General features: G+C 72.9%; 1 protein-coding gene. It reads right to left on the bottom strand.

Annotation, left to right across the window (positions count from 1 at the left end):
* Window positions 1-803 (bottom strand): acyl-CoA reductase (locus VQ03_RS28565; RefSeq protein WP_048454311.1); only part of this gene is annotated, 803 nt, incomplete at both ends.

The raw sequence follows: 803 nt of genomic DNA, 5'->3' as shown, positions 1-803 counted from the left end.
TCGCCGAGCAGCGTCGCGCCGCCATCAAGGGCGCGCATCTCGTAGCCGCTGCGCCAGGCCGCGATGGCGGAAGCCTCGCCCGGATCGAGCCGCCGGCGCGGATGGCGACTCGCCAGGGCCGCGAGCGCGTGGGCGAGATGGCGGGCGAACTCGTCCGGCGCGACCGGACCGCCGCGCTCGACGAACAGCATCTGCGGCGCGTAGCAGCCCTGCTGCTCGTAGCGGACGATGTCGTGGGCGGCGAGCTGGGCGAGGGGACCGGCGCGGCGGCTGTCCAGGGCCTCCCGGGCGACCATCGCGAAGCCGATCCGGTGGCCGTGCGGCAGGAAGCGGGTGGTGATCGGCACCTTGGCGCGGAGCGCCGCCAGGGTATCGTTGCCGCCATAGGCCATGACGCAATCGGCCTGGCCCAGGAACACCGCCTCTGGCCCGCCGGCGCCGCCCTTCCACCAGGTGACCGCCAGGCACTCGCCGAGCTCGGGATCGGCCTCGGCGATCAGTCGCGCGAACCAGCCGGCGGTCAGCGGCTCGGCGGAGGCGAGCTTGCCGACCGTGCCGGCCTTGACCAGCAACCCCGAGACGAGGCTCCACAACGGCAAGGCCGGGACGTTGCCGGCCCAGACATGCAGCAGCAGCGCAGGACCCTGTGCCCGCACCAGCCCGCCCTTCACCGCCGGCTGGAAGCCGTCGAGCATGCCGGGATTGGAAAAATCCTCGGCGAGGAAGCGCAGGAGCTGCGGTCGCCGGAAGGTCTTCACATAGCTCGTCAGGCCGAGGCGCACCGTCTCGCGGTCGTAGCCGGT

Source organism: Methylobacterium tarhaniae, from assembly GCF_001043955.1.
GTDB lineage: Bacteria > Pseudomonadota > Alphaproteobacteria > Rhizobiales > Beijerinckiaceae > Methylobacterium > Methylobacterium tarhaniae.
The sequence above is the reverse complement of the archived record's forward strand: the minus strand, read 5'-3'. Positions and strand labels throughout refer to the sequence as shown.